This window comes from Kosakonia sacchari SP1 (genome assembly GCF_000300455.3).
Lineage (GTDB): Bacteria > Pseudomonadota > Gammaproteobacteria > Enterobacterales > Enterobacteriaceae > Kosakonia > Kosakonia sacchari.
Map to the genome: position 1 here is coordinate 1,933,920 of NZ_CP007215.2, position 26,456 is coordinate 1,960,375.

At 54.8% G+C, this 26,456-nt stretch carries 28 protein-coding genes; 18 read left to right on the top strand and 10 right to left on the bottom strand.

What is annotated here, in order from left to right:
- The first annotated feature begins 6 nt into the window (after positions 1-6).
- Together cheY and cheZ are read left to right on the top strand one after the other, a co-directional pair.
- On the top strand, positions 7-396 hold the full coding sequence (gene cheY / locus C813_RS32190; protein ID WP_007371559.1) for a chemotaxis response regulator CheY: 390 nt from the start codon (positions 7-9) through the stop codon (positions 394-396).
- Between the two features lie 10 nt (positions 397-406).
- Positions 407-1,051, top strand: coding sequence for a protein phosphatase CheZ (gene cheZ / locus C813_RS32195; protein ID WP_017458305.1), 645 nt, complete (start codon positions 407-409; stop codon positions 1,049-1,051).
- A 79-nt stretch (positions 1,052-1,130) separates the two neighbouring features.
- Here cheZ and C813_RS32200 read toward each other — a convergent pair whose 3' ends face one another.
- On the bottom strand, positions 1,131-1,781 hold the full coding sequence (locus C813_RS32200; protein WP_025263570.1) for a CPBP family intramembrane glutamic endopeptidase: 651 nt from the start codon (positions 1,779-1,781) through the stop codon (positions 1,131-1,133).
- Positions 1,782-2,069: 288 nt separating this feature from the next.
- On the opposite strand from C813_RS32200, the gene flhB reads away from it, so the two are divergent.
- The 6 genes from flhB (at position 2,070) to tnpA (ending at position 9,325) form a co-directional block, all read left to right on the top strand.
- Complete coding sequence (gene flhB, locus C813_RS32205) at positions 2,070-3,221, top strand: flagellar biosynthesis protein FlhB (protein ID WP_025263571.1); 1,152 nt, start codon at positions 2,070-2,072, stop codon at positions 3,219-3,221.
- A complete protein-coding gene (flhA, locus tag C813_RS32210) occupies positions 3,214-5,292 on the top strand; it encodes a flagellar biosynthesis protein FlhA (protein ID WP_017458302.1) in 2,079 nt (692 codons plus the stop codon). Before flhB ends, flhA begins: the two co-directional genes overlap by 8 nt.
- The gene (gene flhE, locus C813_RS32215; protein WP_017458301.1) at positions 5,292-5,714 is read left to right on the top strand and encodes a flagellar protein FlhE; all 423 of its coding nucleotides are present in this window, start codon (positions 5,292-5,294) and stop codon (positions 5,712-5,714) included. The genes flhA and flhE overlap by 1 nt, the downstream gene beginning before the upstream one ends.
- A 291-nt stretch (positions 5,715-6,005) precedes the next feature.
- Complete coding sequence (locus C813_RS32220) at positions 6,006-7,580, top strand: MFS transporter (protein WP_017458300.1); 1,575 nt, start codon at positions 6,006-6,008, stop codon at positions 7,578-7,580.
- A 10-nt stretch (positions 7,581-7,590) separates the two neighbouring features.
- Positions 7,591-8,730, top strand: coding sequence for a beta-galactosidase BglB (gene bglB / locus C813_RS32225; RefSeq protein WP_017458299.1), 1,140 nt, complete (start codon positions 7,591-7,593; stop codon positions 8,728-8,730).
- A 157-nt stretch (positions 8,731-8,887) separates the two neighbouring features.
- Positions 8,888-9,325, top strand: coding sequence for an IS200/IS605 family transposase (gene tnpA, locus C813_RS32230; RefSeq protein WP_025263572.1), 438 nt, complete (start codon positions 8,888-8,890; stop codon positions 9,323-9,325).
- Positions 9,326-9,424: 99 nt separating this feature from the next.
- Here the strand turns inward: tnpA and argS are convergent, their stop codons facing one another.
- Entirely contained in the window at positions 9,425-11,158 is a 1,734-nt protein-coding gene (gene argS / locus C813_RS32235) for an arginine--tRNA ligase (RefSeq protein WP_017456918.1), read from the bottom strand.
- A 146-nt stretch (positions 11,159-11,304) separates the two neighbouring features.
- Here argS and C813_RS32240 point away from each other — a divergent pair, with 146 nt between their 5' ends.
- Both C813_RS32240 and cutC read left to right on the top strand, forming a co-directional pair.
- Positions 11,305-11,865: a VOC family protein gene (locus tag C813_RS32240; protein WP_017456919.1), complete on the top strand. Its 561-nt coding sequence runs from the start codon at positions 11,305-11,307 to the stop codon at positions 11,863-11,865.
- Positions 11,866-11,921: 56 nt separating this feature from the next.
- Positions 11,922-12,665: a copper homeostasis protein CutC gene (gene cutC / locus C813_RS32245; protein WP_017456920.1), complete on the top strand. Its 744-nt coding sequence runs from the start codon at positions 11,922-11,924 to the stop codon at positions 12,663-12,665.
- Positions 12,666-12,782: 117 nt separating this feature from the next.
- Here the strand turns inward: cutC and cmoB are convergent, their stop codons facing one another.
- Genes cmoB through C813_RS32270 form a run of 5 tightly spaced genes read right to left on the bottom strand, consistent with a single transcriptional unit; the run spans position 12,783 to position 16,360 of the window.
- Entirely contained in the window at positions 12,783-13,754 is a 972-nt protein-coding gene (cmoB, locus tag C813_RS32250; RefSeq protein WP_017456921.1) for a tRNA 5-methoxyuridine(34)/uridine 5-oxyacetic acid(34) synthase CmoB, read from the bottom strand.
- Positions 13,751-14,491, bottom strand: a complete 741-nt coding sequence (cmoA, locus tag C813_RS32255) for a carboxy-S-adenosyl-L-methionine synthase CmoA (protein ID WP_017456922.1) — start codon at positions 14,489-14,491, stop codon at positions 13,751-13,753. The genes cmoB and cmoA overlap by 4 nt, the downstream gene beginning before the upstream one ends.
- A gap of 39 nt (positions 14,492-14,530) precedes the next feature.
- The gene (locus tag C813_RS32260; RefSeq protein ID WP_017456923.1) at positions 14,531-14,926 is read right to left on the bottom strand and encodes an MAPEG family protein; all 396 of its coding nucleotides are present in this window, start codon (positions 14,924-14,926) and stop codon (positions 14,531-14,533) included.
- Positions 14,927-14,978: 52 nt separating this feature from the next.
- Entirely contained in the window at positions 14,979-15,797 is an 819-nt protein-coding gene (locus C813_RS32265; RefSeq protein WP_017456924.1) for a DUF72 domain-containing protein, read from the bottom strand.
- Positions 15,794-16,360 (bottom strand): hydrolase, encoded by a 567-nt coding sequence (locus C813_RS32270; RefSeq protein WP_017456925.1) that lies wholly within the window; start codon positions 16,358-16,360, stop codon positions 15,794-15,796. The genes C813_RS32265 and C813_RS32270 overlap by 4 nt, the downstream gene beginning before the upstream one ends.
- 266 nt (positions 16,361-16,626) lie before the next feature.
- Here C813_RS32270 and aspS point away from each other — a divergent pair, with 266 nt between their 5' ends.
- The 4 genes from aspS (at position 16,627) to ruvC (ending at position 20,295) form a co-directional block, all read left to right on the top strand.
- Positions 16,627-18,405, top strand: a complete 1,779-nt coding sequence (gene aspS, locus C813_RS32275) for an aspartate--tRNA ligase (protein WP_017456926.1) — start codon at positions 16,627-16,629, stop codon at positions 18,403-18,405.
- 1 nt (position 18,406) lies between these two features.
- Positions 18,407-18,850 carry a dihydroneopterin triphosphate diphosphatase gene (nudB, locus tag C813_RS32280; protein ID WP_017456927.1) on the top strand — a complete coding sequence of 148 codons (444 nt, stop codon included), beginning with the start codon at positions 18,407-18,409 and terminating at the stop codon, positions 18,848-18,850.
- Positions 18,851-18,995: 145 nt separating this feature from the next.
- A complete protein-coding gene (locus C813_RS32285; RefSeq protein WP_017456928.1) occupies positions 18,996-19,736 on the top strand; it encodes a YebC/PmpR family DNA-binding transcriptional regulator in 741 nt (246 codons plus the stop codon).
- Between the two features lie 37 nt (positions 19,737-19,773).
- Positions 19,774-20,295 (top strand): crossover junction endodeoxyribonuclease RuvC, encoded by a 522-nt coding sequence (gene ruvC / locus C813_RS32290; protein WP_017456929.1) that lies wholly within the window; start codon positions 19,774-19,776, stop codon positions 20,293-20,295.
- Between the two features lie 26 nt (positions 20,296-20,321).
- On the opposite strand, the gene C813_RS32295 is transcribed toward ruvC, so the two are convergent.
- Positions 20,322-21,140, bottom strand: a complete 819-nt coding sequence (locus C813_RS32295; protein WP_017456930.1) for a helix-turn-helix transcriptional regulator — start codon at positions 21,138-21,140, stop codon at positions 20,322-20,324.
- Between the two features lie 95 nt (positions 21,141-21,235).
- Here C813_RS32295 and C813_RS32300 point away from each other — a divergent pair, with 95 nt between their 5' ends.
- From C813_RS32300 to ruvB, 3 genes are all read left to right on the top strand, one after another.
- A complete protein-coding gene (locus C813_RS32300; RefSeq protein WP_017456931.1) occupies positions 21,236-22,117 on the top strand; it encodes an SDR family oxidoreductase in 882 nt (293 codons plus the stop codon).
- 98 nt (positions 22,118-22,215) lie between these two features.
- A complete protein-coding gene (gene ruvA / locus C813_RS32305; protein WP_017456932.1) occupies positions 22,216-22,827 on the top strand; it encodes a Holliday junction branch migration protein RuvA in 612 nt (203 codons plus the stop codon).
- An 8-nt stretch (positions 22,828-22,835) separates the two neighbouring features.
- On the top strand, positions 22,836-23,846 hold the full coding sequence (ruvB, locus tag C813_RS32310; RefSeq protein WP_017456933.1) for a Holliday junction branch migration DNA helicase RuvB: 1,011 nt from the start codon (positions 22,836-22,838) through the stop codon (positions 23,844-23,846).
- A 39-nt stretch (positions 23,847-23,885) separates the two neighbouring features.
- Here the strand turns inward: ruvB and znuB are convergent, their stop codons facing one another.
- Positions 23,886-24,671: a zinc ABC transporter permease subunit ZnuB gene (gene znuB / locus C813_RS32315; RefSeq protein WP_017456934.1), complete on the bottom strand. Its 786-nt coding sequence runs from the start codon at positions 24,669-24,671 to the stop codon at positions 23,886-23,888.
- The gene (gene znuC, locus C813_RS32320) at positions 24,668-25,423 is read right to left on the bottom strand and encodes a zinc ABC transporter ATP-binding protein ZnuC (RefSeq protein ID WP_017456935.1); all 756 of its coding nucleotides are present in this window, start codon (positions 25,421-25,423) and stop codon (positions 24,668-24,670) included. The genes znuB and znuC overlap by 4 nt, the downstream gene beginning before the upstream one ends.
- Before the next feature lie 78 nt (positions 25,424-25,501).
- Between znuC and znuA the strand changes: the two genes are divergently transcribed.
- On the top strand, positions 25,502-26,446 hold the full coding sequence (znuA, locus tag C813_RS32325; protein ID WP_040016512.1) for a zinc ABC transporter substrate-binding protein ZnuA: 945 nt from the start codon (positions 25,502-25,504) through the stop codon (positions 26,444-26,446).
- The last annotated feature ends 10 nt before the right edge of the window (positions 26,447-26,456 follow it).

The following is a 26,456-nucleotide window of genomic DNA, read 5'->3' on the forward strand; positions in this document are numbered from 1 at the left end:
TTTTTTATGGCGGATAAAGAGCTTAAGTTTTTGGTTGTGGATGACTTTTCCACCATGCGTCGAATTGTGCGTAACCTGCTGAAAGAGCTGGGATTTAACAACGTTGAAGAAGCAGAAGACGGTGTTGATGCGTTAAACAAATTGCAGACGGGTGGCTTCGGTTTTGTTATCTCCGACTGGAACATGCCAAACATGGACGGTCTGGAACTGCTGAAAACGATTCGTGCCGACAGCAATATGGCCTCCATGCCGGTGCTGATGGTTACAGCAGAAGCGAAAAAAGAGAACATCATCGCGGCGGCGCAGGCCGGTGCGAGCGGCTATGTGGTGAAACCGTTTACCGCGGCAACCCTGGAAGAGAAACTCGGTAAGATCTTCGAGAAACTTGGCATGTGAGGACTGGCTAATGATTCAACCTTCAATTAAACCAGCGGACGAACATTCACCCAGCGACATCATTGCCCGGATCGGCAGTCTGACGCGTATGTTGCGTGATAGCCTGCGCGAGTTAGGTCTTGACCAGGCGATTGCCGAAGCGGCGGAAGCCATTCCGGACGCGCGCGACCGTCTGGATTATGTAGTGCAGATGACCGCGCAAGCGGCAGAACGCGCGCTTAATAGCGTTGAAGCTTCTCAGCCGCACCAGGATGAGATGGAAAAGGGTTCGAAAGCACTGAGCAAACGTTGGGACGAGTGGTTTGAAAACCCGATCGAACTGGCGGATGCGCGTGAACTGGTGACCGATACGCGCAAATTCCTTGGCGAAATTCCGGGGCACACCAGCTTCACCAACGCCCAGTTGCTGGACATCATGATGGCGCAGGATTTCCAGGACCTCACCGGTCAGGTTATCAAACGCATGATGGATGTTATCCAGGAGATCGAACGTCAGCTGCTGATGGTGCTGCTGGAGAATATCCCGGATCAGTCCGCGCGTCCGAAGCGTGAAAACGACAGCCTGCTCAATGGCCCACAACTCGACGCGACCAAAGCGGGCGTAGTGGCAAGCCAGGATCAGGTCGACGATCTGCTCGACAGCCTGGGCTTCTGATCTGTCTGTACCTGCACCTTCAGCCCGCCTGAAGGTGCAGGCCTGACAATGAAAAGGGAAGGGGGAAACCTTCCCTTTTTTATTGCAGGAAAATATCCCCAATTGAGAAGGTGTTTGCCAGCGCATGCAGCACAATCGGGACAATCAAGCCGCCCGTGCCGAGCCTGACCACACACAGCACCGCAGAAAAAATAAAGAGCTGAACGAAGGTAATAGGCGCGTGATACTGCATATGGATGACGGAGAACAGCAATGAGGTCAGCACAATCCCCACTTGCTGCGGCACTTTTCCCCACCCCAGACTGGCATTGAGTAAAAAGCCACGAAAGATAATCTCTTCACTCACGGGTGCTACCAGGCACGCCGTTAAAATCCACGCCCAGCGGGTCAACCCGGTGTAATCGCGCAGCGAATCAAGCCAGGGTTCAGGCTGCTGAAACAGTTTTTCCATCACCAGCATCACCACCAGCGCCAGCAGCGGCACCGTTACGTTGCGCAGTGCCAGTGTGCCAAAGGGCAACAGCCCGTCAAAACGGCGCGCGTAATAGCGCCAGAGTAGTAACGAGCAAGGTAATAACAGCGCGGTGCTGAGAAACGGCGCGGCAAGACCATTTCGATAAAGCGTCATAAAACCGGGAATAAAAAAGGCTAAATAAAAGAGGCTGTAATAGATAACAAACGCCGCGATGCAAATTGCCGTGTGCGAGATTCTGTCCAGATGTCGTGGCATAAAAAATAACGTCCGTGCCGATAAATACGCGAAGCCGACCATTATAAAGGAGAGCGCTGGCATTTCTGTTCTGCGATTAAGAATCAGGATATGTCGATAAAAAATGGCCTTTAGGCAGGATTTTCGCAATAACGTTGCCGTTTGGTCTGCGTTTCAGCATGCGGGGTTGAACATGACGCGACAACTCAAATGGCGAAAACCCTCTGTTTTTATGCCTTACTCTGCCCATTGGACAGGCTTGACTCTGGCAATATGTCATCAAACCTGTAACCCGTGGATGTGTTGGCCGTGGCCTCTGAAGACAACGACGACAAAACAGAAGCCCCCACAGCGCACCGACTAGAGAAAGCGCGCGAAGAAGGGCAAGTCCCCCGATCCAAAGAACTGACATCGCTACTGATCATGTTGGTCGGTATCGGCATTCTGTGGTTTGGCGGTGCAGCGTTTGGTCGCAGGTTATCGATGGCGCTCTCATCCGGACTGCGTTTTGACCACAAGATTATCAGTGACCAGAACCTGATCCTCGGGCAGATCATCGTGATGTTAAAAAACGTGCTGATCGGCATGTTGCCGCTGCTGACGGGCGTGGTGATCATTGCGCTTATCGCGCCGGTGATGCTGGGTGGGCTGGTGTTCAGCACCAAATCGCTGGAGTTTAAATTTTCCAAACTCAACCCGCTCAGCGGGTTGGGGCGTTTGTTTTCCGCGCAAGTGGGTGCGGAGCTGGTGAAAGCATTGATGAAAGCGCTGCTAATGGGCAGCGTCGCAGGCTTTTTTTTATTGCATCACTGGCCGGATATGATGCGCCTGATGAGCGAATCGCCGCTGACCGCAATGGCGAGCGCCCTCAATCTGGCCGGATTGTGCGCCATGCTGGTGGCGCTGAGCATTATCCCGATGGTGGGGTTTGACGTTTTCTGGCAGATCTACAGCCATCTGAAAAAACTGCGGATGTCCCGCCAGGACATCCGCGACGAATTTAAACAGAGCGAAGGCGACCCGCACATTAAAGGCCGCATCCGCCAGATGCAGCGTGCAGCGGCGCGCCGTCGCATGATGGCCGATGTGCCAAAAGCAGATGTAATTGTAACCAACCCGACGCACTACTCCGTCGCGCTGCAATATGACGAGAATAAGATGAGTGCGCCGAAAGTGGTGGCAAAAGGCGCGGGAATGATTGCGCTGCGTATTCGTGAACTGGGGACGGAGAACCGTGTGCCGATCCTCGAAGCGCCGCCGCTGGCGCGTGCGCTCTATCGCCATTCTGAAATTGGTCAGCAAATCCCGGGCCAGCTGTATGCGGCCGTTGCCGAAGTGCTGGCGTGGGTATGGCAGTTGAAACGCTGGCGTCTGTCCGGCGGGCAACGACCTGTTAAACCTGAGAATCTCCCGGTGCCTGAGGCGCTGGACTTTTTGAACGAGAAGGACACTGATGGCTAATCTGGTAGCAATGCTGCGTCTACCCAGCAATCTGAAATCGACCCAATGGCAAGTTCTCGCCGGGCCGGTGCTCATTTTGCTTATTTTGTCGATGATGGTGCTGCCGCTACCGGCGTTTGTCCTCGACCTGTTGTTTACCTTTAACATCGCACTTTCCATCATGGTGCTGTTGGTGGCGATGTTCACCCAGCGCACGCTGGAATTCGCCGCATTCCCAACCATCCTGCTGTTTACCACCTTGCTGCGCCTGGCGCTGAACGTCGCCTCGACGCGTATTATCCTGATGGAAGGGCATACGGGATCGGCGGCGGCAGGGCGGGTGGTTGAAGCCTTCGGTCACTTCCTCGTTGGCGGTAACTTCGCCATCGGTATCGTGGTGTTCGTCATCCTCGTTATCATCAACTTTATGGTTATCACCAAAGGTGCGGGACGTATCGCCGAAGTGGGCGCGCGTTTCGTACTTGATGGGATGCCCGGTAAACAGATGGCGATTGACGCCGATCTCAACGCCGGGATTATTGGTGAAGACGAAGCGAAACGCCGCCGTTCTGAAGTGACGCAAGAAGCGGACTTCTACGGTTCGATGGACGGTGCGAGTAAGTTCGTTCGCGGCGACGCCATCGCCGGTATTCTGATCATGGTTATCAACGTCATCGGCGGTTTGCTGGTGGGCGTTTTGCAACATGGTCTGTCGATGGGCGATGCGGCCTCAAGTTACACCTTGCTTACCATCGGTGACGGTCTGGTTGCGCAGATCCCGGCGCTGGTTATCTCTACCGCAGCGGGTGTTATCGTCACCCGCGTTAGCACCGATCAGGATGTTGGCCAGCAGATGGTTGGCCAGTTGTTCAGCAACCCGCGCGTGATGATGCTCAGCGCCGGCGTACTCGGCCTGCTGGGACTGGTGCCGGGGATGCCGAACTTTGTGTTCCTGCTGTTTACCGCCGCGCTGCTGGGTCTTGCCTGGTGGCTGCGTGGTAAAGACCAGGCCGCACCTGCTGAAGCCGCGCCGATGAAGCTGCCGGAAAATACCCAGGCGGTAGAAGCCACCTGGAACGATGTGCAGCTTGAAGATTCCCTCGGCATGGAAGTGGGTTATCGCCTGATCCCGATGGTGGACTTCCAGCAGGATGGCGAACTGTTAGGTCGTATCCGCAGTATTCGTAAGAAATTTGCGCAGGATATGGGCTTCCTGCCGCCTGTTGTTCACATTCGTGACAATATGGATCTGCCGCCGGCGCGTTACCGCATCCTGATGAAAGGGGTGGAAATTGGCAGCGGCGAGGCCTACCCAGGGCGCTGGCTGGCGATTAACCCGGGCACGGCAGCGGGTACGCTGCCGGGCGAGCAAACTGTGGACCCGGCCTTTGGCCTGGCCGCTATCTGGATTGAGAGCGCATTGAAAGAACAAGCGCAGATCCAGGGCTACACCGTTGTGGAAGCCAGTACCGTGGTGGCAACTCATCTTAACCACCTGATTGGTCAATTCTCGGCGGAGCTGTTTGGTCGCCAGGAAGCGCAGCAACTGCTTGACCGGGTGAGCCAGGAGATGCCGAAGCTGACCGAAGATCTGGTGCCGGGCGTGGTCACGCTGACTACGCTGCACAAAGTGCTGCAAAACCTGCTGGCCGAAAAAGTGCCCATCCGCGATATGCGCACCATTCTGGAAACGCTGGCCGAGCATGCGCCACTGCAAACCGATCCGCACGAACTCACGGCGGTGGTTCGAGTGGCACTGGGCCGCGCCATTACCCAGCAGTGGTTCCCGGGTAATGATGAAGTGCAGGTGATTGGTCTTGATACGCCGCTTGAACGTTTACTGTTGCAGGCATTGCAGGGCGGTGGCGGTCTGGAACCAGGTCTTGCCGATCGCTTACTGGAACAAACACAGGAAGCGTTGACGCGCCAGGAAATGTTGGGAGCGCCGCCGGTGTTGCTGGTGAACCATGCGCTGCGTCCACTGCTGGCGCGCTTCCTGCGCCGCAGCCTACCGCAACTGGTGGTGTTGTCGAATATGGAAATGTCGGATAACCGCAGCATCCGTATGACTGCGACCATCGGAGGCAAATAATGCGTTTGCTGGCGTGGTTGGTGGCTCTGCCGTTGTTTGCTCACGCGGCCGGAAACGGCATTGGCGAAGGCATGTGGCAGGCCAGCAGTATCGGTATCCGGCTGGATAACCGCGGCGTGGTCTCTTCATCGCGACCGCTTGGTCCGTCGCAGCCGGTAAACGGGCTGATGACGGATGTCTCCTGGCGCTATGAATTAAATGGCCCGACGCCTGCCGGGTTAGTGGTTCGACTCTGCTCACAGGCGCGCTGTGTCGAGCTGGATGGGCAGAGTGGCACCACGCGCGGCTTTACCGATGTCCCGGCGCTCGAATCGCTGCGTTTTGTCTGGGAAGTGCCTGGCGGTGGACGTTTATGGCCGCCGCTGGACGTCCGTAGTAATAAAGTGCTGGTCAATTACCGCCAGCCAGCTCAGCAAAACTAACCGCTGCGCTTCAAGTAGTTAGCTCGTTTTCCGCCCGAAATCCCGCCGCAATGGCGGGATTTTGCTATCCGGCCCGCATTTTTGACCGCTCCTTTTGATGCAAAAGAAACGCTGTTTTATAAATCAGTGAAGCGCGTATCGACACTCTTTGCATTTTTGCCAGCCGCGTAATTTTGATGGCAGAAACAGAAAGGTTTCCCGTTGCACATCCTCTTACTTTAGCCGTGTAAGAAATTCCTTTGGCTAAGCCGGATCGTCAAAGGTCCCCCAAAATGAACAGGGTTGACGGCAATGAAAACACGAAAAATTGGATTGGCAAATTATCTCGCCTATGGCTCGGGCGATTTTCTGGGTGCGGGCACAACCGCGTTAACCGCAGCATGGTTACTCTATTTCTATACGACCTTTTGCGGCCTGACGCCTATTGAAGCGACTTTTATCTTCGCGACAGCAAGGGTGCTGGATGCGGTGGTCAGCCCGCTGATGGGCTTTTTAACCGATAACTTTGGTTCGACCTGGCTTGGTAAACGCTTCGGGCGGCGTAAGTTCTTTATTATGCTGGGAATTCCTTGTGTGTTCAGCTACTCGATAATGTGGGTAGGGGACATGAGTTTCTGGTATTACCTGCTGACGTATCTGCTGTTTGATGTGGTCTACACCATGATTCTGGTGCCGTACGAAACGCTGGTGCCGGAAATGACTGACGACTTTAAACAGAAAACCAAATTTTCCGGCGCGCGTATCTCCATGGCGCAGATGTCGGCGATTCTGGCCTCGTTCCTGCCGGGCGTTCTGCTGTCACACTTTGGAAAAGACAACCCGGTCTCCTTTTTCTACGCAAGCCTGGTGTTCTCGGTGCTCTGTGCGCTGATGCTGACGTTTGTCTGGTGCTTTACCTGGGAGCGTCCGCGCGAAGAGTGGACCGAAGCGGCGCTGCGCGCGGAAGAAGAGAAAAAGAGTCTCACGCTTGGGCAAAGTTTGCGCCGCCTGTTTGTTGAGCTCAGCTCCACGCTGCGGATCAAGATTTTCCGCCAGCACCTGGGGATGTACCTCGGAGGCTATATTGCGCAGGACGTGTTTAACGCGGTATTCACCTATTACGTGGTGTTTGTGCTGATGCAGGAAGCCTCGCTGGCCTCCAACTTGCTGGGCACGATGGCGATTTTCCAGTTCATCGCCGTTATCGCCATGATCCCGCTGTGCATCCGCTTCGGTCCTGCGCCGTCATACCGCATGGTGGTGGTGCTGTTCGGTCTGAGCGCCGCCTCGTATGCCGTGCTCTACTACGCCGGCTTGAGCGATGTTTATTCGCTGCTGTTGCTGGTTTCCGCCGTTGCCGGTCTGGGACGCGGTGGTATCAACTACGTACCGTGGAACACTTATACCTACATTGCGGATATTGACGAAGTGGTCACCGGCCAGCGCCGTGAAGGGATCTTCGCCGGGATCATGACGCTGACTCGTAAAGCCTCGCAGGCAGGTGCGGTAATGCTGGTAGGGATTGTGATGCAGGCTTCTGGCTTTGTCTCCGGGCAGAAAACGCAGGTGCCGGAAGTGAGCCACACCATTTTGATGATCATGTGCTTTGGCACCATTGCGGTGCTGTGCTGCGGCTTCCTCGTCTCTTTACGCTTCAAGCTGAACCTGAAAACCCACAGTGTGCTGCGTGAAGAAACCGCCAAAATGCGCCAGAGCGGTCGCGCAATGCCAGAAAGCATTACTCCGCAGGCGCGTGAAACCGTCGAAATGCTGGCGGGCATGCCTTATGAATCCCTGTGGGGAAACAACAATATCGGCTATCTGAATCGCAATAAACCTGCCGCGCCATCGCTGAAAGACGCGTCACTGAAATCGACTTACAACTGAGGTTAAGAACATGAAGGTTTGGCCTGTCAAACACAGCCCGTTACTGCGTCAGCCAGAGCGTTTTATCGCCCGTGATGAACTGAAAGCGTTGATCCGCAAGGTGACGCATAACCTGGTCAATATTCACGACAACACCGGCGAGTTTTTACTCCGTCTCGACGATGGGCGCGTGATTGATACCAAAGGCTGGGCTGGCTGGGAGTGGACGCACGGCGTGGGCCTGTACGGGATGTATCAGTATTACCGCCAGACCGGGGAAGAGGGCGTGCGCGAGGTGATTGATAACTGGTTCGCCGACCGTTTTGCCGAAGGCGCGACCACTAAAAACGTCAACACCATGGCACCGTTCCTGACGCTGGCGTATCGCTATGAAGAGACCGGCAATCCGTGCTATTTGCCATGGCTGGAAAGCTGGGCTGAATGGGCGATGAACGAGATGCCGCGCACCGACTGCGGCGGGATGCAGCACATTACGCTGGCGGAGGAGAATCACCAGCAGATGTGGGACGACACGCTGATGATGACCGTGCTGCCGCTGGCGAAAATCGGCAAATTGCTCAACCGCCCAGACTATGTGGAAGAGGCGGTGTATCAGTTTCTGTTGCATGTGCAGAACCTGATGGACAGGGAAACCGGGCTGTGGTTCCACGGCTGGAATTATGATGGTCACCATAACTTTGCCAACGCCCGCTGGGCGCGCGGTAATAGCTGGCTGACCATTGTTATCCCGGATTTCCTTGAGCTTGTCGATCTGCCGGAAAACAATGCGGTGCGCCGTTATCTGGTCCAGGTGTTGAATGCACAAGTCGCCGCGCTGGCGAAGTGTCAGCATGAAAGCGGGTTATGGCATACGCTGCTCGACGATCCGGATTCTTATCTGGAAGCCTCGGCAACCGCCGGGTTTGCTTATGGCATTCTGAAAGCGCTGCGTAAGCGTTATATCAGCACCGATTACACGGACGTGGCAGAGAAAGCGGTGAAAGCGATTGTGGGTCATATCTCGCCGGAAGGAGAGTTGTTGCAGGTGTCGTTTGGTACCGGTATGGGCAGTAATCTGGAATTTTACCGCCAGATCCCGCTGACCTCAATGCCATATGGCCAGGCGATGGCGATGCTCTGTTTGACGGAGTATCTGCGCAAATATTTCTGAGCGGCGATAAAAGAAAAACCCCGGTTAACCGGGGTTTTTTATCCTTGCATGAACACCACCTCCTATGGAGGTGGTCAGCAACAAGTTGGCTCTGCCAATAATGCTACTCATGGGAAAATCCGAATCCGTTATCCCCATAACTGATAAGGATTTAACCATGAGTAGATTCCAGAGAGCATCTCATGTGCTCTGGTGTTGTCAATATCATATCGTTTGGACACCCAAGTACCGATTTCGCATCCTGAGGAACAATGTTGGCAAAGAGGTCTATAAACAGATAAGGATCTCAAGTGAACAGCTCGGGATAGAAGTGGTGGAGCTGAATGTCCAGATAGATCATGTTCATTTGCTGGTAAAAGTGCCACCACGGCTTTCAATTTCCCATGTAATAGGTCACTTAAAGGGTAAAACAGCCCTTCGATTGTTCAGTAAATTTCCTTATCTACGGAAGAATAAGTTGTGGGGCAATCACTTCTGGGCACGGGGTTACTGCGTGGATACCGTAGGTATAAACGAAGAAATGATAAGAAAGTACGTGAAGTACCAGGAAAAGCATGAAGTTGAAGAGAGCCAACTTCCACTAAAAGAGGTGTGAAGGGAAGGCTCTCAGAGTCTGGACTTAGTACGCCCCTATGGGGCGCTATCAATGCCACCTGCTATGCAGGTGGTTTTTTACGGCTAAAAACGGAGGCGATTACATACGCTCAACGGTTTCAATACCCAGCGTATCCAGACCGAGTTTCAGCGTTTTTGCCGTAAGCAGTGCCAGTTTCAGTCGGCTTAAACGGGTTTCATCGTTTTCGGCGCTGAGGATCGGACAGTGCTCGTAGAAGCCAGAGAACAGACCCGCCAGATCGTACAGATAGGCGCACATCACATGCGGCGTGCCTTCACGTGCAACGACGGTGAGCGTCTCTTCGAACTGCAACAGGCGCGCGGCCAACTGGGATTCACGCTCTTCGCCAATCACCACTGGTGCGTTTTCCAGCACGCTCTCTTCAATACCCGCTTTGCGGAATACGGAGAGTACGCGGGTGTAAGCGTACTGCATGTACGGGGCAGTGTTGCCTTCAAAAGCCAGCATGTTATCCCAGTCAAAAACGTAATCGGTGGTGCGGTTTTTCGACAGATCCGCATATTTCACCGCGCCGATACCGACCGCGTTGGCCAGTTTTTCCAGCTCGTCGGCAGACATATCCGGGTTCTTTTCTGCCACCAGTCGACGGGCGCGCTCCAGCGCTTCATCCAGCAGATCGGAAAGCTTCACTGTTCCGCCCGCGCGGGTTTTGAACGGCTTGCCGTCTTTGCCAAGCATCATGCCGAACATGTGGTGTTCCAGCGGCACGGAATCCGGCACATAACCGGCTTTGCGCACGATGGTCCAGGCCTGCATCAGGTGCTGATGCTGACGGGAGTCGATGTAGTAGAGCACGCGATCGGCATGCAGCGTTTCATAACGGTACTTCGCACAGGCGATGTCGGTTGTGGTGTACAGGTAGCCGCCATCCTTTTTCTGGATGATGACGCCCATCGGTTCGCCTTCTTTGTTTTTGTACTCATCCAGGAACACCACGGTCGCGCCTTCGCTCTCGACGGCCAGACCTTTGGCTTTCAGATCTTCAACGATGCCCGGTAACATCGGGTTATACAGGCTTTCGCCCATGACATCTTTACGGGTCAGCGTCACGTTCAGGCGTTCGTAGGTTTTCTGGTTCTGACTCATGGTGATATCGACCAGCTTGCGCCACATTTCACGGCAATATTCGTCGCCGCCTTGCAGCTTCACCACGTAAGCGCGTGCACGTTCAGCGAACGCCGCGTCTTCGTCGTAATGTTTTTTGGCTTCGCGGTAAAAACCTTCAAGATCGGCCAGCGCCATTTCACCGGCATTCTCTTGCTGCTGCAGCTCAAGGTAGGCAATCAACATGCCGAACTGGGTGCCCCAGTCGCCGACGTGGTTGGCGCGAATCACATTATGGCCGAGGAACTCCAGCGTACGAACCGACGCATCGCCAATGATGGTTGAGCGCAGGTGGCCGACGTGCATCTCTTTCGCCACGTTCGGCGCGGAGTAGTCGATAACCACGGTTTGCGGCTGCGGTGTTGTTACGCCCAGACGAGCGGATTTCAGCGCCGCATCTACCTGCGAGGCGAGAAATTCAGGCGCGAGGAAAATATTGATAAAGCCAGGACCGGCGATTTCAACTTTATTGGCAATCCCGTCAAGAGAAAGGTGAGACAGAACCTGCTCGGCCAGTTGTCGCGGCGCCATGCCCAGTTTTTTCGCCACTGCCATCACGCCGTTAGCCTGATAGTCGCCAAACTGAATTTTTGCTGACTGACGAACCTGCGCTTCACAATCGGCTGGCGCGCCTGCTGCAATCATGGCCTGACTGACTTTTTCTGAGAGAAGAGCCTGAATATTCACCGGGATACCTTACTTTTAGGACACCGCGTCGCTGAGGCGGCGTCCGGGTGTTTAATAAAGGCGGGAGTATACTGCAAATGCCCGGTGGCGTCAGCACTGCATAACACGGTAGATTATGCGCTTTGTTATGACTTGCGAGCACTGTTATGCGTACCTGGCAAACCATCGAAGAGTTGCAGGATATCGTGGAAGATTTGCCACGGTTTACCCAAGATTTGCAAAATTTAACTACCCGTCTGGGGCTGGATATTGCACCCTTAAATGCGGATCACATCTCGTTGCGCTGTCACCAGAACACCACGGCGGAGCGCTGGCGGCGTGGCTTTGAGCAATGCGGCGAACTGCTGTCGGAAAACATCATTAATGGTCGGCCGATTTGCCTGTTCAAACTGCGCGAGCCGGTGTGCGTCGCCCACTGGCAGTTTACGGTGATCGAGTTGCCATGGCCGGGTGAAAAGCGCTACTCGCACGAAGGGTGGGAGCATGTTGAAATCGTGCTTCCGGGCGATATCGCCACGCTCAACGCGCGTGCGCTGGCGCTGCTGGCTGATGAGGGTTTAAGCCAGCCGGGTATTTCGGTGAAAACCAGTTCACCAAAAGGCGAACGTGAACGGCTGCCCAATCCTACGCTGGCGGTGACGGATGGCAAAGTCACCGTGAAGTTTCATCCGTGGACCATTGAAGAGATTGTCGCGAGCGAGCAGTGAAACGAACGGGCGACAGCGCTTGTGAAAACAAGCCATGCTGAACCGAGGGAGATGAAATGACCTTACTGGAAATCTGTTGTTATGGCGTCGATGACGCGGTGATTGCTGAGCAATATGGCGCCGATCGTATTGAGTTTTGCGCCGCGCCGAAAGAGGGCGGATTAACCCCTTCCTTTGGCGCGTTAAAAGCGATTCGCCAGGCGGTGACCATTCCCGTACACCCGATCGTGCGCCCGCGCGGTGGGGATTTTTGCTACCGGGGCGATGAGTTTGCCTCCATGCTGAGCGATATTGCGATGCTCCGTGATCTGGGTTTCCCCGGGCTGGTCACCGGCGTGCTGACGGAAGAGGGCGATGTCGATATTGTGCGCATGCGGGAAATTATGCAGGCCGCACAGGGGATGGCGGTAACTTTTCATCGCGCGTTCGATATGTGTGCCAACCCACTTCAGGTGTTTGATAATTTAGCGGAATTAGGCATCGCACGTATTCTCACATCCGGTCAGCAGCCGTCGGCAGCAAAAGGACTTTCATTAATCACGGAACTAAATGCCCGGTCTGGTGTTCCAATCATTATGGCCGGCGCAGGGGTGCGTCCGGATAATCTTGAAACCTTTCTCCATGCGGGTATCAAAGAGGTGCATAGCTCGGCAGGCCGCTGGACAGCGTCGCCGATGCGCTATCGCAATCCAGGATTATCGATGTCGTCAGATGCCAGTGCGGATGAATATGCCCGCTACGGTGTGGATGGCGATGCGGTGGCGGTGATGAAAGAGATGATTTTGCACCATCGCCCGTAACAGTTTTTACCGCGCATCATGTCGCCCAATATGATGCTTGCTTGTACCAGGCCCCTGCCATTAACAGGGGCCTTTTTTTGTCTGTAGAAACCCCCTCGTCAGGCTGGGGGCAGCGACTCAGGGTTTCCGGGCTATCAGCACCGCGCGAACTGGCGCCGGGTAACCTTCAACGGTTTTACTGTTATCCGCCGGATTAAGAAAATCGGCCAGTGATTCTGTGACCATCCACGACGTGCGGCGTTGCTCTTTGGTGCTGGTAACGCTGGTATCCGCAATGCGTACATCGACAAAACCGCACTTCTCCAGCCAGTTCTTCAGCGCCAGCGCAGAAGGGATAAAGTAGACGTTACGCATTTGCGCGTAGCGGTCACCGGGCACCAGCACGGTATTTTCATCGCCGTCCACCACCAGCGTTTCCAGTACCAGCTCGCCCTCTTTCACCAGTTGATCTTTCAACTGCCACAGATGCTCAAGCGGTGAACGGCGGTGATAGAGCACGCCCATGGAAAACACGGTATCGAAGGCGTTCAGCGCCGGAAGCTGTTCAATGCCAAGCGGCAAGAGATGCGCGCGACGATCGTCGCCCAACAATTTACGCACGGCTTCAAACTGGCATAAAAACAACTGCGTCGGATCGATACCAACGGCAAGCTGCGCACCCGCGCCGACCATGCGCCACAGGTGGTAACCGCTGCCGCAGCCGACATCTAAAATTGTGCGGCCTTTCAGATCGGAAAGGTGCGGCAGGACGCGCTCCCATTTCCAGTCGGAACGCCACTCGGTATCGATATCAATGCCATACAGAGAAAACGGCCCTTTGCGCCACGGCATCAGATTACGCAGCAGCGTTTCCATACCTTTGAGTTGACCGGCGCTGAGCGGTTCGTCGCTCTGCGCGCTGACGCTGTGCAGCAGATCCAGCTTTGCAGGCGTGATGGTCGGCAGAAATTCTACCGCGTTGTTCCATTGCTTAAACTGCCCGTGCAGTGCTTCACGCTGCCAGGCGGAGATTTGTGCGGGTAAGGTTTCCAGCCAGTGCGCGAGCGTACCGGTGGCAATTTGCTGATAAAAACGGCCAAACTCAATCATGCTTCAACCGCCTTCAGTGCCACCAGCGAACCAAAGTTAAAGCACTGGAACCATAATTCGCAGTGCTCAAACCCGGCAGTGCGCAGGCGGGTTTTATGCGCTTCAACAGAATCCGTCAGCATCACATTTTCCAGCATGCTGCGTTTCTGGCTGATCTCCAGTTCGCTGTAGCCGTTAGCACGTTTAAAATCGTGGTGCATATTGAACAGCAGTTCGCCGACGGTCTGGTCTTCAAAACTGAATTTTTCCGACAACACTAACGCGCCGCCAGGATTGAGCCCCTGGTAAACCTTCTGCAGTAGTTTCAGGCGGTCGTCTGGCTCCAGAAATTGCAAGGTGAAGTTGAGCACCACCATCGAGGCGTTTTCAATGTGAATATCGCGAATATCGCCTTCAATCACTTCAACGGGCGTTGGCGCTTTATAGGCATCGATATGACGACGGCAGCGTTCCACCATGGCAGGCGAGTTGTCGACGGCGATAATTTTGCAATCAGCGTGGTGAATGTTGCGACGCACCGAGAGCGTTGCCGCGCCCAGGGAGCAGCCGAGATCATAGACCTGCGTGGCAGGCTGGACAAAGCGCTCCGCCAGCATGCCGATCATCGAGATAATATTGGAGTAACCCGGTACAGAACGCTGGATCATGTCCGGGAAGACTTCGGCTACCCGTTCGTCAAAAGTCCAGTCGCCCAGGCTGGCGATAGGCGCAGAAAAAAGCGTGTCGCGGTGAGACATAGTGTAAATATCCGGGAAAACAAAGGGGCGTATTGTGCGCTAATGCAGGGAGAAAACCAACTCCCAGGGCATGTACCACAGATTTGCCAGCACCATCAGCAGCAGGGAACAAAAGGTTGCGCCCATACCGGAACGACGCCAGCGGATCAGACGGTGGTGAAAGCCGTAATAATGCATCAGGCGACCGGCGATCAGCAGCAGCCCACAAACATGCACTAACCACGTTTGTGCACCGTCCATCTCCATAAAAAGCAGCAAAATAAGGGCGACGGGAATGTACTCGACCGCATTGCCGTGAATGCGTATCGCACTTTGCAGCTCGCTGAACCCGCCGTCGCCGTAGCTAACACGGTATTGCGTGCGCAGGCGAATAACGTCAAAAGAAAATTTTATGAGTAACAATGCACCCAGCACGGCGTAAAGCGCGCTAACCATACTAACTCCCTTTAAGGCTCTGGTGACCGCTTAACAATGATAGGTGGTTCGTTCAGAAAAGAGAAGATTGCAGCGGAAGAGAAGGGGCGTCGCCAACGCTCGGGATGGCGGTCTGCAAACCCTGCCACAGGGTTTCTACCAGTTCCGGTGCCTGGGCGATATCCGGCGTGTGCAAAAACAAATAGGGGGTGGTGGTCTGCTCCCATAACGGGAGTTTTTGCAGCCATACGGCAAACAGCTGACGATTTTGTTCCATATTGTCGCTGCCGATAAAACGCACCATTGGATGACCGGCGGTAATCAGCGCATGTACCGGTACTTTCGGCTTTTTGCGCTGCGCTTCGATGATCGCTTCATTGTGGGGAATGGCGCTATGCACCGGTCGGCTATCAAGGATCACCCGGTTCACGCCGCGTGCATGTAAGCCCTGATTGAGCACTTTTTCCTCTTCGCCTTTAGCGAAAAACGTTGGGTGGCGCACTTCAGCGCCATAGGTGAAACCTACAGGCAGCGCGTCCAGAAATGCCCACAACGCGGGGAGATCGCGCGGGCCAAAGGTTGCCGGAAGCTGTAACCAGTACTGGCCTATCCGGTTGGCAAGCGGCGACATTCGTTGAAAAAACTCGTCTGTCAGATCGCGGCAGTTACGCAGCGCCGCCTGATGCGAAATGGTGGCGGGGAATTTAAAGCAGAAGCGGAAATCATCGGTGGTTTGTTCGCGCCAGCGCGCCACGATCTCAGCTTTTGGCAGCGCGTAAAGCGTGGTGTTGCCTTCGACGCAATTAAAGTGACGGGCGTACTCTTCGAGGCTGGTAATGCCAAGGCGCACCCATTTAGGGTGCGACCATTGCGGCAAGCCGACATACATCATAACGCGCTGAGGATCTCGTCCGTGGTGCGAACACGGCTAATGCGCGGGAAGATATATTTCAGGCTACCCTGATGTTGCTCGTTGCTGCCAGCGCTGCAAGCATCTTCTGCAATCACCAGCGAAAAACCCAATTCCCAGGCGTTGCGCGCGGTGGATTCCACGCCGATATTGGTGGAAATGCCGCACAGCACAATGGTGTCAATGCCGCGGCGGCGCAGTTGTAACTCAAGATCGGTACCGTAGAACGCGCCCCACTGGCGTTTGGTCACTTCAATATCGCTCGCTTTTTTACCCAGTGCCTGCGGGTAAACCCACCAGTTTTCTGGCAGGGTATGACCGCCTGTTGCCGCGTCAACCGGCTGTTTCAGCGCTTCGGCGAAACCCTCTGACCAGCCAACGCGCACGAATACTACCGGCGAACCGTTGGCACGAAATTTCTCCGCAAGTTTTGCAGCGCGTTGAACCACGTCCTGCGCTGTGTGCGGGCCACCGGCGAAAGGTAAAATGCCTTCCTGTAAATCGATCACTACCAGTGCGGTTTTCTCAGCATTGAGTTCCAGCATAATAACTCCTGAAAAATGAATGACGTCGGCGGATACCTTACGCGTTATGTAGCTGCGGACGGTTTACAAATTTTGTTAAATTTTGTGAGAATGCGCAATAAGCGCGCAGCAAACGCGCGTACAGTCGGTCGCGGGCTTATCGTCAGTCAGAATTTCCAGTATAATAGCCCCCTTTTTTCATCCAGTTGTGACATACGAAAATAGCTGCCACCAGAGTGCCTGCCCCGCAGGCGGCGGGTCGCGCGCAGCTAATTAAGGGATATCTCATGCGTACAGTATATTGCGGGCAGCTCAATCAGTCCCATGTGGGACAGCAAGTAACGCTTTGTGGGTGGGTCAATCGTCGTCGTGACCTCGGTAGCCTTATCTTTATTGATATGCGCGATCGTGAAGGCATCGTGCAGGTGTTTTTCGACCCGGACCGTCAGGATGCGTTCCAGCTCGCCTCTGAACTGCGTAATGAGTTCTGCATTCAGATTACCGGTACCGTGCGTGCGCGCGACGGCAAAAACGTCAACAAAGATATGGCAACCGGTGAAGTTGAAGTGTTTGCCACCGAGCTGAATATTATCAACCGTTCCGACGTGTTGCCGCTGGACTCTAACCACGTCAATACCGAAGAAGCGCGTCTGAAATACCGCTACCTCGATCTGCGCCGCCCGGAAATGGCCCAGCGCCTGAAAACCCGCGCAAAGATCACCAGCTTCGTGCGTCGCTTTATGGATGATCACGGTTTCCTCGATATTGAAACCCCGATGCTGACCAAAGCAACGCCGGAAGGGGCGCGTGACTACCTCGTGCCCTCGCGCGTGCATAAAGGCAAATTCTACGCGCTGCCGCAATCTCCGCAGCTGTTCAAACAGCTGCTGATGATGTCCGGCTTCGACCGTTACTATCAGATCGTCAAATGTTTCCGTGACGAAGACCTGCGTGCTGACCGTCAGCCGGAATTCACCCAGATCGATGTGGAAACCTCCTTTATGACCGCGCCGCAGGTGCGAGAAGTAATGGAAGCGCTGGTACGCGAACTGTGGCAGGAAATTCGTGGTGTGGATCTGGGCGACTTCCCGATTATGACCTTCGCCGAAGCCGAGCGCCGTTACGGTTCTGATAAACCTGATTTGCGTAACCCGATGGAGCTGGTAGACGTTGCCGACTTGCTGAAAGCCGTCGAGTTTAAAGTCTTCTCCGGCCCGGCAAACGACCCGAAAGGCCGCGTTGCTGCGCTGCGTGTGCCAGGTGGCGCACAACTTAGCCGTAAACAGATTGACGACTACGGCAAGTTTATCGAAATCTACGGGGCGAAAGGCCTTGCTTATATTAAGGTCAACGAAGCGGCAAAAGGACTGGAGGGGATCACCAGCCCGGTGGCGAAATTCCTGAACGCTGAAATTGTTGGCGCGATCCTTGAGCGCACGGGCGCGCAAGATGGCGACATGATTTTCTTCGGCGCGGACCACAAAAAAGTGGTTGCCGATGCGCTGGGTGCGCTGCGTCTGAAACTCGGTAAAGACCTGAACCTGACCGACGAAGCCAAATGGGCGCCGCTATGGGTGATCGACTTCCCGATGTTTGAAGATGACGGCGAAGGCGGTCTGACCGCGATGCACCACCCGTTCACCTCGCCGAAAGATATGACCGCCGCCGAGCTGAAAGCGGCGCCGGAAGACGCTGTGGCTAACGCCTACGATATGGTGATTAACGGCTATGAAGTGGGCGGCGGTTCGGTGCGTATCCATAACGGCGAAATGCAGCAGACAGTGTTCGGCATTCTGGGTATCAATGAGCAGGAACAGCGTGAGAAGTTCGGCTTCCTGCTGGATGCGCTGAAGTACGGTACGCCGCCGCACGCGGGCCTGGCATTTGGTCTGGATCGTCTGACCATGCTGCTGACCGGCACCGATAACATCCGTGACGTGATTGCGTTCCCGAAAACCACAGCTGCGGCCTGTCTGCTGACGGAAGCGCCAAGTTTCGCCAACCCGGCGTCGCTGGCTGAGCTGGGTATTTCTGTCGTCAAAAAAGAGACGCCGGAGAATAAATAAGATGGCCTTTAAGCACCCTGTTTCTGTGCTGGTGGTGATTTACGCCGAGGACACGAAACGGGTGCTGATGTTGCAGCGACGCGACGATCCTGATTTCTGGCAGTCGGTGACCGGCAGTCTTGAAGCAGGAGAGGTAGCGTCGCAAGCCGCCATGCGTGAAGTAAAGGAAGAGGTCGAGATCGATATTGCTTTCGAGCAACTGACCTTAATCGACTGTCAGCGCACGGTGGAGTTTGAAATATTTAGTCATTTACGTCATCGCTATGCGCCGGGCGTTACGCACAATACCGAATCCTGGTTTTGTCTTGCGCTGCCCCATGAACGCCAGATTGTTTTTACTGAACATCTGGCGTACCGCTGGCTTGATGCCCCGGCAGCGGCGGCATTAACCAAGTCGTGGAGCAACCGGCAGGCGATTGAAGAATTTGTTATTAACGCCGACTAATTTCCCTGGAATTTCAGTTCTCAGGAAGGTGGCAACCCCCGCGTCGCCAGGTGCTTACTGTGGTAAGCAACGGGTGCGAACGGGAGCAGCCAACGCACCAGAGGGCTGAAAGCCGCCGGGAAAAGGCTTTATTGGAGAGTTTTTTATGGCAGGTCATAGTAAATGGGCCAACACCAAACACCGCAAAGCGGCACAGGATGCTAAACGCGGTAAGATCTTTACCAAAATCATCCGTGAACTGGTAACGGCTGCTCGCCTGGGCGGCGGCGATATCGGTTCTAACCCGCGCCTGCGTGCGGCGGTTGATAAAGCGCTGTCTAACAACATGACCCGCGACACCTTAAACCGCGCTATCGCACGTGGTGTGGGTGGTGATGATGACGCGAACATGGAAACCATCATTTATGAAGGTTATGGTCCTGGCGGCACGGCGGTGATGGTGGAGTGTCTGAGTGACAACCGCAACCGTACCGTGGCGGAAGTGCGTCATGCTTTCAGCAAATGCGGTGGGAACCTCGGTACTGACGGTTCTGTCGCCTATCTGTTCAGCAAAAAAGGGGTGATCTCCTTCGAAGCTGGTGACGAAGACACCATTATGGAAGCAGCACTGGAAGCCGGTGCTGAAGACGTGGTGACGTTTGACGATGGCGCAATCGACGTTTATACCGCGTGGGAAGAGATGGGCGCAGTGCGTGATGCACTGGAAGCTGCGGGCCTGAAAGCGGACAACGCTGAAGTCTCCATGATCCCGTCAACCAAAGCCGACATGGACGTGGAAACCGCGCCGAAACTGCTGCGTCTGATCGATATGCTGGAAGATTGCGACGACGTGCAGGAGGTTTATCACAACGGTGAGATCTCTGATGAGGTTGCGGCGACACTCTAATGTCGCTGATTAATACGCATGTAACCGGAGACGCATAATGGCGATCATTCTCGGTATCGATCCGGGTTCGCGCGTCACCGGGTACGGCGTGATCCGCCAGACGGGACGGCAATTGACCTATCTGGGCAGTGGTTGTATCCGTACCAAAGTGGATGATTTACCGTCGCGTCTGAAGCTGATTTATGCAGGCGTGACGGAGATTATCACTCAGTTCCAGCCGGATTTTTTCGCTATCGAACAGGTGTTTATGGCGAAAAACGCCGATTCGGCGCTCAAGCTGGGGCAGGCGCGCGGTGTGGCGATTGTCGCCGCCGTGAATCAGGATTTGCCAGTGTTTGAATATGCCGCACGGCAGGTAAAACAGACGGTGGTGGGGATTGGCAGCGCGGAAAAAAGCCAGGTGCAACACATGGTGCGCACGCTGCTGAAACTGCCCGCTAACCCGCAGGCGGATGCGGCAGATGCGCTGGCTATTGCCATCACGCATTGCCATGTCAGCCAGAATGCGTTGCAGATGAGCAGCACAAGGCTCAATCTGGCTCGCGGGCGATTACGCTAAAAAGCGTCGGTTTACCGGCGCTTTTTTTATAGCAGCGAGCGGATTTTATCCGCGTCTTCCTGCGTTGACGGGTTATAGACCACCATTGTCAGGTCCGGTTGTCCCTCCACTGAGAAACTCGAAAACTCCAGCGATAAGCGGCCCGCTTCGCGATGAAGCAGGATTTTTGTGCCTTCTCCCATCATGTCAATATCATTGCTGCGCCATAGTTCGGCGAATTCAGGTGAAGCCGCACTGAGTTCTTCAACCAGCGGACGAATTTCAATGGACGCTCCGGCACGGGTGGCGTCTGCGCGAAAAGCAGCCACCAGAAAGCGGGCGAGCGAATGCCAGTCTGCCTGTGCGGCGCGCGCCTGGGGATTAAGAAAAATGCGCCGCAGTATATTGCGCTCGTGCGCAGGCTGGTTCGGGTAATCGGATAACACCACCGTGGCGGCTTTGTTCCAGGCGAGCACATCCCAGGTCGCATTGCGGATCATCGCCGGGCTCAGGTCCATACAGTCCAGCACTTTTTGCAGCCTTTCCGTCACGGTTCCTCTGGTCATGGAATACATGCCCGGAGCACGGCCTAATGCCAGATGAAAAACGTGTTCGCGTTCGCGCTCAGAAAGACGCAACGCCTGGCAAATGCGCTCCAGCACTTCGGCTGACGGCGTACCGCCACGGCCTTGCTCAAGCCAGGTATACCAGGTGGCGCTAATACAGGCCAGATGCGCCACCTCTTCACGACGCAGGCCCGGCGTACGTCGCCGCGCGGTATGAAAGCCCAGCGCCACAGGGTCAAGCTGCGCGCGGCGCGATTTCAGGTAACTGCCCAGATTTTTAGGCTGAGAAACGCTTTGCATCCTGTTAGTCCTTATACCCCGATAACGTCACTACTTTTCACTACAAAGGATATTTATAAGGATAACGGCGCGAGTCAACATCAGGAGGCACACGCATGCATGTTTTTCTAACGGGCGCGACCGGTTGGGTCGGCGCAAAAGTGGCGGCAGAGTTGATTGCTGCCGGGCACCAGGTGAGCGGCCTGGCGAGAAATGCGGATAAAGCACAGCCGCTGCTGACTGCGGGAGGGCAGGTTATTTCCGGAACGCTAGATGATCATTCTGTCTTGTTTGACGCGGCTTCGCGTGCGGATGCGGTGATCCATACCGCCTTTAATCACGACTTTTCCCGTTTTGCGGAAAATTGCGAACAGGACAGACGCGCTATTGAAGTGATGGGGGAGGCGCTGCTTGGTAGCGATCGTCCGATGCTGGTGACCTCGGGACTGGCAAGGCTGGTTCAGGGGCGGGCAGCAACTGAAAAGGATAAACCTGTCAGCGCGCCGGATTATCTGCGCCGTTCCGAACTGGCGGCACAGGCTCTGGCCGAAAAAGGTGTCCGGGCTGCCAGTGTGCGTCTGGCACCAACTGTTCATGGCGTAGGCGATCACGGTTTTATCCCTATTTTGATTGCGCTGGCGAAGAAAACCGGTGTCTCCGCCTGGCCGGATGAGGGGAATAATCGCTGGGCTGCTGTGCATCGCCTTGATGCGGCGAAGCTCTACCGGCTGGCGCTGGAAAGTGGCGTAACGGAAACGGTATATCATGCGGTAGCCGAGGAAGGGATCGCGATGCGGGAGATTGCCATCGCCATTGGCAACATGCTAGGGCTGCCCGCTGAATCACGCAGTGCCGACCATTTTGGCTGGTTTGCTACCTTTGCCGCCGCGGATATGTCAGCGTCCAGCGAGCGAACCCGCGACGTTTTAGGCTGGCAGCCTGTGCAACGCGACTTACTCACCGATCTTGCGGATGCGGGTTATTACGCGAATTCCTGAACCGCGCTCGCGTTTTACTGTATATTCGGCTGGATATCTATCCAGCCTTTTTTTATCATACGGCATTACATTTTCAGCCGTTAACGCAGGAGCGTCACGTGATAGGCAGACTCAGAGGCATTATTGTAGAAAAACAACCCCCGTTGGTTCTGCTGGAAGTGGGGGGGGTGGGATATGAAGTCCATATGCCGATGACCTGCTTTTATGAGCTCCCGGACGCCGGAAAAGAGGCGGTTGTTTTTACACAGTTTGTGGTACGTGAAGACGCTCAGCTGTTATACGGATTTAATAACAAGCAAGAACGGACGCTGTTTCGCGAACTCATCAAAACCAATGGCGTTGGTCCGAAGCTGGCACTGGCAATTTTGTCCGGCATGTCGGCGCAGCAGTTTGTTAACGCCGTTGAACGCGAAGATCCTGCGGCGCTGGTCAAATTGCCGGGAATCGGGAAGAAAACCGCCGAGCGTTTGATTGTCGAGATGAAAGATCGCTTTAAAGGTCTGCACGGCGATCTCTTCACCCCTGCTGCTGATTTGGTGCTGGCCTCTCCGGCGAGCCCGGCGACGGATGATGCGGAACAAGAAGCCGTTGCTGCGCTGGTGGCGTTAGGCTATAAACCTCAGGAAGCCAGCCGGATGATAAGTAAGATTGTGCGTCCGGACGCCAACAGTGAAACCCTGATCCGCGAAGCGCTGCGCGCGGCGTTGTGAGGTAGAGGATGATTGAAGCAGACCGTCTGGTCACGCCCGTCAGCACCAATATAGAGGAAGTCGCAGACCGCGCTATTCGTCCGAAAATGCTTGACGAGTATATCGGGCAGCCGCAGGTGCGCTCGCAAATGGAGATCTTTATCCAGGCGGCAAAGCTGCGCGGTGACGCGCTGGACCATCTGCTTATCTTCGGCCCGCCAGGCTTAGGTAAAACGACGCTGGCGAATATCGTGGCAAACGAGATGGGTGTCAATCTGCGCACAACCTCAGGGCCGGTGCTGGAAAAAGCGGGCGATCTCGCCGCGATGCTCACTAATCTCGAGCCGCATGATGTGTTGTTTATTGATGAGATTCACCGCCTCTCGCCGGTTGTCGAAGAGGTGCTTTATCCGGCGATGGAGGATTACCAGCTGGATATCATGATCGGTGAAGGGCCAGCGGCGCGCTCAATCAAAATCGATTTACCGCCGTTTACCTTGATCGGCGCGACAACGCGCGCGGGTTCGCTCACTTCTCCGCTGCGCGATCGTTTCGGCATTGTGCAGCGTCTGGAGTTCTATCAGGTGGCAGATTTACAGCACATTGTGGGGCGCAGCGCGCGCTATATGGGGCTGGAGATGAGCGACGAGGGCGCACTGGAAGTGGCGCGCCGCTCACGCGGTACGCCGCGTATTGCGAATCGTCTGCTACGGCGTGTGCGCGATTTCGCCGAAGTGAAACACGATGGCGACATTACCGCTGATATCGCGGCCCAGGCGCTCGACATGTTGAATGTCGATGCCGAAGGGTTCGACTATATGGATCGTAAACTGCTGTTGGCGGTTATTGATAAGTTCTTCGGCGGCCCGGTCGGGCTGGACAACCTGGCGGCAGCCATTGGTGAAGAGCGCGAAACGATTGAGGATGTGCTGGAGCCATATCTTATCCAGCAGGGCTTTTTGCAGCGTACGCCACGAGGCCGGATGGCAACAGTCAGAGCGTGGAATCACTTTGGTATAACGCCGCCGCAAATGCCATAACGTTAAAGGCCGGAGAGCATTTGCTTCCGGCCTTTCGCTTTAGCTAGCGGGTTTCTTCATCATGCTGAAGATAAACAGCAGTGCCGCGCACAACACCACAGATGGGCCCGCAGGCGTGTCATAAAAAGCCGAAAATGTCAGTCCGCCAGTGACGGCGATTATGCCGATACCGACTGCGATGCCTGCCATTTGCTCCGGCGTACGTGCGAAGCGTCGCGATGTCGCGGCCGGGATAATCAATAGTGAGGTGATGATCAGTGCGCCGACGAATTTCATGGCAACGCCAATCGTTAACGCAGTGACCAGCATCAGCAGCAGCTTCACACGCTGCAACTTCACGCCATCGACAAATGCCAGCTCGGGGCTGATGGTCATCGACAGCAGATTGCGCCATTGCCAGAACAAAATTCCCAGCACCACGACAACGCCCAGGGCGATCGCCACCAGGTCGGCTGGAGTTACCGCCAGCAAGTCCCCGAACAGATAGGCCATTAAATCGACACGGATATTCGACATCAGGCTAACAACAACCAGACCCAGCGACAGTGCGCTGTGCGCCATGATCCCCAGCAGGGTATCAATTGCCAGATGAGGTCGTTTTTCCAGCCATACCAGCCCGGCGGCCAGCAACAGCGTAACGGCGATCACTGCATAAAATGGATTGACGTCAAGCAACAAACCGAAAGCGACACCCAACAGAGAAGCATGCGCGAGCGTGTCGCCGAAATATGACATTCTGCGCCAGACAACAAATGAGCCCAACGGACCCGCCGCGCAGGCGAGCATAACCCCGGCAAGCCAGCCGGGCAGTAATAATTCAATCATGAGTGTCCATTACCCTGGCGCAGCACAATACGGCCCTGTAAGTCGTGGCGGTGGTTGTGATTGTGGCGATAAATCCCCAACTGTTCCGCGCCACGCTGGCCGAACATGGAGATAAATTCCGGGTGCATTGAAACCACTTCCGGCGTGCCGGAACAGCAAATATGGTGATTCAGGCAGAGCACTTCATCGGTCTTTGCCATAACCAGATGCAGATCGTGAGAAACCATCAATACAGCGCAGTCCAGCTCTTTACGCAACTGGTCAATCAGGTTATACAGCGCCACCTGGCCATTCACATCAACGCCCTGGGTTGGCTCATCAAGAACCAGTAATTGCGGGCGATTAAGTAGCGCTCGCGCCAGCAATACACGCTGGGTTTCGCCACCAGACAGTTTTTGCATTGGCGCATCGACCAGATGTGCGGCCTGCACTCGTTTTAGTGCGGGAATAATATCGCCTTTACTGGTGCCAGGACGCAGGTGCATAAAGCGGCCAACGGTGAGCGGCAAAGTAGCATCCAGGTGTAATTTCTGCGGCACATATCCGATGCGCAGCGTTTTGTCACGCTTGATCAACCCGGAGTCGGGTGCTACCAACCCTAGCACAACACGTACCAGCGTTGATTTGCCCGCGCCATTAGGGCCCAGCAGGGTTAAAATTTTACCGGCATGTAAATTCAGCGAAATATCAGACAGAACGCGCCGTTGGCCGAATGCGACGGTGATATTTTCGAGCGTTACAAGATTCGTCATAGCATTTATGGGGTTGCACAAGTTGTCGAATGTTATAATATCACATCCCACTTATTCATTACGATTAATAGTCGCATTATGTTACATAAAAATACGCTTCTTTGCGCAGCGTTATCCGCTGCGCTTCTCGGTGGAGCAGCACAAACTGCTAACGCCGCCGTTGTAACGTCATTAAAGCCGCTGGGATTTATCGCGTCAGCAATCGCTGATGGGGTGACGCCGACAGAAGTATTACTGCCGGATGGCGCTTCAGAGCACGATTATTCCCTGCGTCCATCGGATGTAAAACGCTTACAGAACGCGGACTTAGTATTTTGGGTCGGACCTGAAATGGAAGCCTTTATGGTGCGTTCCGCGCAGCAAATCCCGGCGAAAAAATTAGTGACGATGGCGGAACTGGATGGTGTGAAAACGCTACTCATGAAAGGGTCGGACGAGGATGAGCACGACCATGGTGATGGACATCATCAGGACGAAAAAAGTGACGAGCATCACCATCACGGTGAGTACAACATGCATCTGTGGCTCTCCCCAGAGATTGCGCGGCTGTCGGCGGTTGCAATCCACGATAAATTAGTGGAAGTTATGCCGCAAAGTCGAGCCAAGCTGGACGCCAACCTGCAAGCATTTGAGGCATCATTAGCCCAGTCCGATAAGCAGGTCGGTAACGAGCTGGCACCGCTGAAAGGGAAAGGGTATTTCGTTTTTCATGACGCCTACGGCTACTTTGAAAAACACTACGGACTGACTCCGCTCGGTCACTTTACCGTCAACCCCGAAATTCAGCCTGGTGCGCAGCGTTTACATGAAATCAGAACACAGTTGGTTGAGCAAAAAGCAACCTGCGTTTTTGCTGAGCCACAGTTCAGGCCAGCGGTCGTAGAAGCTGTTGCCAGAGGGACATCCGTTCGAATGGGAACGTTGGATCCGCTCGGTATCGGCATCAAGTTAGGCAAAGAGAGCTATCCGCAGTTCCTTGCCCAACTTTCACATCAGTATGCGAGCTGCCTGAAAGGAGAATAACGAGGAAGTG